Source organism: Microcystis sp. M53602_WE12, assembly GCF_030065455.1.
GTDB classification, from domain to species: Bacteria; Cyanobacteriota; Cyanobacteriia; order Cyanobacteriales; family Microcystaceae; genus Microcystis; species Microcystis aeruginosa.
Genome location: NZ_JASJFB010000194.1, coordinates 1 through 3,024, shown reverse-complemented (window position 1 = coordinate 3,024; position 3,024 = coordinate 1). Strand labels below are relative to the sequence as shown.

Below are 3,024 nucleotides of genomic sequence, written 5' to 3'. Positions count from 1 at the left end.
TAATCAATGAGTTTTTCAGGCTGAATAAAAGCATTTTCTCGATTAGTTAATGACAATTACTCTCAATCCTCAAAATATTTAGAGTTTCCAGATTAGCAGTCTTTACTTTTCTTGTCAATAGTTTTTGGGTAAATTTTTATTGAGTTTTTGTTAAGTTTAGCTTGATGCGATCACTTTCTTAATCAAGATCAAACATAGCATCTAAATCTCTATATCCACTAACTACTCTTGCGATTTTAATTCCGTTTTCAAGAGGAAAATAAAAGATTAGATAATCTTCTACAGGAAAACTTCGTAAACCCATAATCAATTCATTCCTGTTTTTTCCCACATTAGGAAAACTGGCTAAGATTTCAAATTTATCAAGAATCTTATCTAACAACTGATTGGGAGCTTGAATATTAGAATAAGCAATCCGATCATTGATAATTTCTAAATCTTCGTTTAGCCTTTGAAGATATTAAAATAACCGTCATAATTCAAGAGCCACTATCCTGAAGATTTGTGGCTTTTAATCTGTTAATAAATTCTCTACCATCAAAACTTTCTCCACGCCTTAACTCTTGCACACCAATCATGACTTCCTGTTTCAATTGCTCAAATCTTCCTCGATAAATTCTGTCTCTTTCTGCCAATAAACGCAATCCCTCTTGAATAACGGCTAAATCATCTTGATATTTTCCTGTTTTAATTTGTTGAGCAATCAAATTTTCTATTTCTGGTGTCAGTTGGATAGTGTTCATTGCTTCTCCATAATTACTTTTATATCATCCTAGCTGAGTATTATAGCGCAGACTTTTTAGCATCTTATAATTTTAACAGATTTTGGACAGACTGCGAGATAGACGGGTTCATCTCCCTGAACCTAAGTCTTCTAGCACTCGTGAGCCAAGGAAAAGGGAGACAACAGAAGCTCAAAAATCTGTACTCCCCCGCCCCCCGCTCAAGAAGCTTCCGAAAGCCCTGAATTTAACTAGGGTTGTACGTCAATTCATTGAGGCAAACCGTGCGCCCTGGCAAGAAGAAAAAGACTTTTGACCTGATTTGAGGTTCGTGCTAGAATCAGGGGGATTACTCTGCGTCGTCTCCCGCAAAAGGACGTTCCTCTCCAGAATTTAAGGTGAAATTTGACTTGACGGGGAGTTTAACCTGATGTTTAAGCACTTGTCAAGCTTTTTGTGATAATTTGTTACCAAATATTTCTTGGTGAGATTTTGTCTGAGTGAAGTAGTGATAGAATAGGTCATGCCAATAAAAGTCGTTGGCAAAAATCTTTATAACTATGAAAGCAATTCAATCTACTGGAAAGATCGATAAGGTAGGTCAATTATCTTTAGACCACCCAATTAAAGGGACTCCACCCAGTTCAGTAAGAGTTATCATTCTTTGGGAAGAAACAGAAACAGAGATTAATAACTTTTGGCAACAAATCAGTAAATATCAACAACATCCTTTAATGTCAGCAGAACAATTACAACAGGAGTTAAAACAATCTTTGACCGAAGCAGGTTATGATTCAAGAGAGAAAATTGTTGATCTTGTCCAAGATATTAAACGGGAAATATCTCAAGAACGTCAACAAAAACAAGATTCAATACAATGAAGAAAATTCCTGAATTAATTTTTTTAGACACTAATGTTCATTTAATCGGTGCAGTTGAGCTAGAAAGTCCTGAAGGTTTAATTCTACAATGGTTAGGTTGGGAAGCCCCAAACGATAATCCTGTGGGGGTAATAATTTCTGAAGAACTTATTAACCAAATTACCAGAGTTGCCAAACGTTTAAAAAATAAAGATTGGAGTGGAGAAATAATTGGAAGGATCTGGCAAAACTTAAAGTTTTGCTATGTCCAGATTGATGATTTTGAGTTAGCTGAAATGGAGGCTTTGGGAGTAATTCCTCGTGAAGATGTAGGAGTCTATTTAACGGCAAAAGTTGGTCAATCTCAATGTTTTATATCTGCTAATCATAAGTTAATTAAGATTTTGGTTCAACAAACAGGTGAATTTGAATGTTTAATGCCTTCTGAATTTGTAAATAAGTATCTAAATTCTTTAAAATAAAAAAATAAGGCTATTTTAATCCTCGTTTAACCGCTTCAGCTAACGCCATTGATTTTTTTAATTGTCTTTTTTCCTGGGTCTTAACAACATTAGGTTGGTCTTGTTTTTTACCTGAAGTCACTCAATTGTCAAGGCTTTTTTTATTAAATTTTGTAACAATTTGGCAACAAAAAAGGCACAGGCAACAAAGACCAAATCGCTCTTAAAATAAGCGAATTACTGTTAGAAACATCAATCGGGTACTTATTGAAAACTCTAATTTTTGACCAAGAGAAGTCAAAGACAATCTCCGACTTTTTAAGTAGCATTGACTAAATCTTCTAGCACTCGTGAACCAAGGAAAAGGGAGACAACAGAAGAGCAAAAACCTGTACTCCCCCGCTCCCTCTCTCCCCTGCTCAAGAAGCTTCTCCGCCTCCCCGATGCCCGGTATCCGAAAGCCGCGAATTAACAAGGATTGTGCGTCAATTCGTTGATGCGAACCGTGCGCTAAGGGAGACAGAAAAAGACTTTTGACACTTTTTGAGGTGAGTGTTAGAATTATGAGGACTACTCCGCGTCGTCGCCCGCAAAAGGAGCATTTCCTTTTGAACCTCTTCGGAGTAAATCTAGGGGGGCGATCGCATTGTCATTACGAGAGACGGTAGCGGTATTTTCCCGTTGAACAGGAGCGGCATTGCGGGGGGTCAGTTTTTTGGTTTTCATGGGGTAAATCCTCCATTATTGTTGAGTTCAGTCATACCACCTTTTTTCTGCTGAGTCAATAGTTTTATTCTGAGTTTTTATCTATCTTTGTTATAGTTTTTTATCTATGTTTAATGTCATTACAGTTTTTCTGTTTAAATTTCCCGAAGAAAAAAACCACCTGATGCTACTGGGGTAGTAAACTTTGCCCGACTTCATCACTTTCTATGTTCTAAAACTTTAGCAAAATCTCTTACTTCTCTTAATAAATTAGGG

5 protein-coding genes are annotated in these 3,024 nt (G+C 36.4%); 2 read left to right on the top strand and 3 right to left on the bottom strand.

The features are described 5' to 3' along the window. Positions 1–178: 178 nt before the first annotated feature. Both PX482_RS07355 and PX482_RS07350 read right to left on the bottom strand, forming a co-directional pair. On the bottom strand, positions 179–400 hold the full coding sequence (locus PX482_RS07355) for a type II toxin-antitoxin system RelE/ParE family toxin (protein WP_230401062.1): 222 nt from the start codon (positions 398–400) through the stop codon (positions 179–181). A 79-nt stretch (positions 401–479) separates the two neighbouring features. Continuing rightward, positions 480–743 (bottom strand): ribbon-helix-helix domain-containing protein, encoded by a 264-nt coding sequence (locus PX482_RS07350; protein WP_002758001.1) that lies wholly within the window; start codon positions 741–743, stop codon positions 480–482. Between the two features lie 539 nt (positions 744–1,282). Between PX482_RS07350 and PX482_RS07345 the strand changes: the two genes are divergently transcribed. Then, on the top strand, positions 1,283–1,603 hold the full coding sequence (locus PX482_RS07345) for a hypothetical protein (protein WP_002758002.1): 321 nt from the start codon (positions 1,283–1,285) through the stop codon (positions 1,601–1,603). Continuing rightward, a complete protein-coding gene (locus PX482_RS07340) occupies positions 1,600–2,064 on the top strand; it encodes a PIN domain-containing protein (RefSeq protein ID WP_002758004.1) in 465 nt (154 codons plus the stop codon). The genes PX482_RS07345 and PX482_RS07340 overlap by 4 nt, the downstream gene beginning before the upstream one ends. Positions 2,065–2,613: 549 nt before the next feature. Here PX482_RS07340 and PX482_RS07335 read toward each other — a convergent pair. Further along, positions 2,614–2,769 carry an anacyclamide/piricyclamide family prenylated cyclic peptide gene (locus tag PX482_RS07335; RefSeq protein WP_002758006.1) on the bottom strand — a complete coding sequence of 52 codons (156 nt, stop codon included), beginning with the start codon at positions 2,767–2,769 and terminating at the stop codon, positions 2,614–2,616. Positions 2,770–3,024 lie beyond the last annotated feature (255 nt).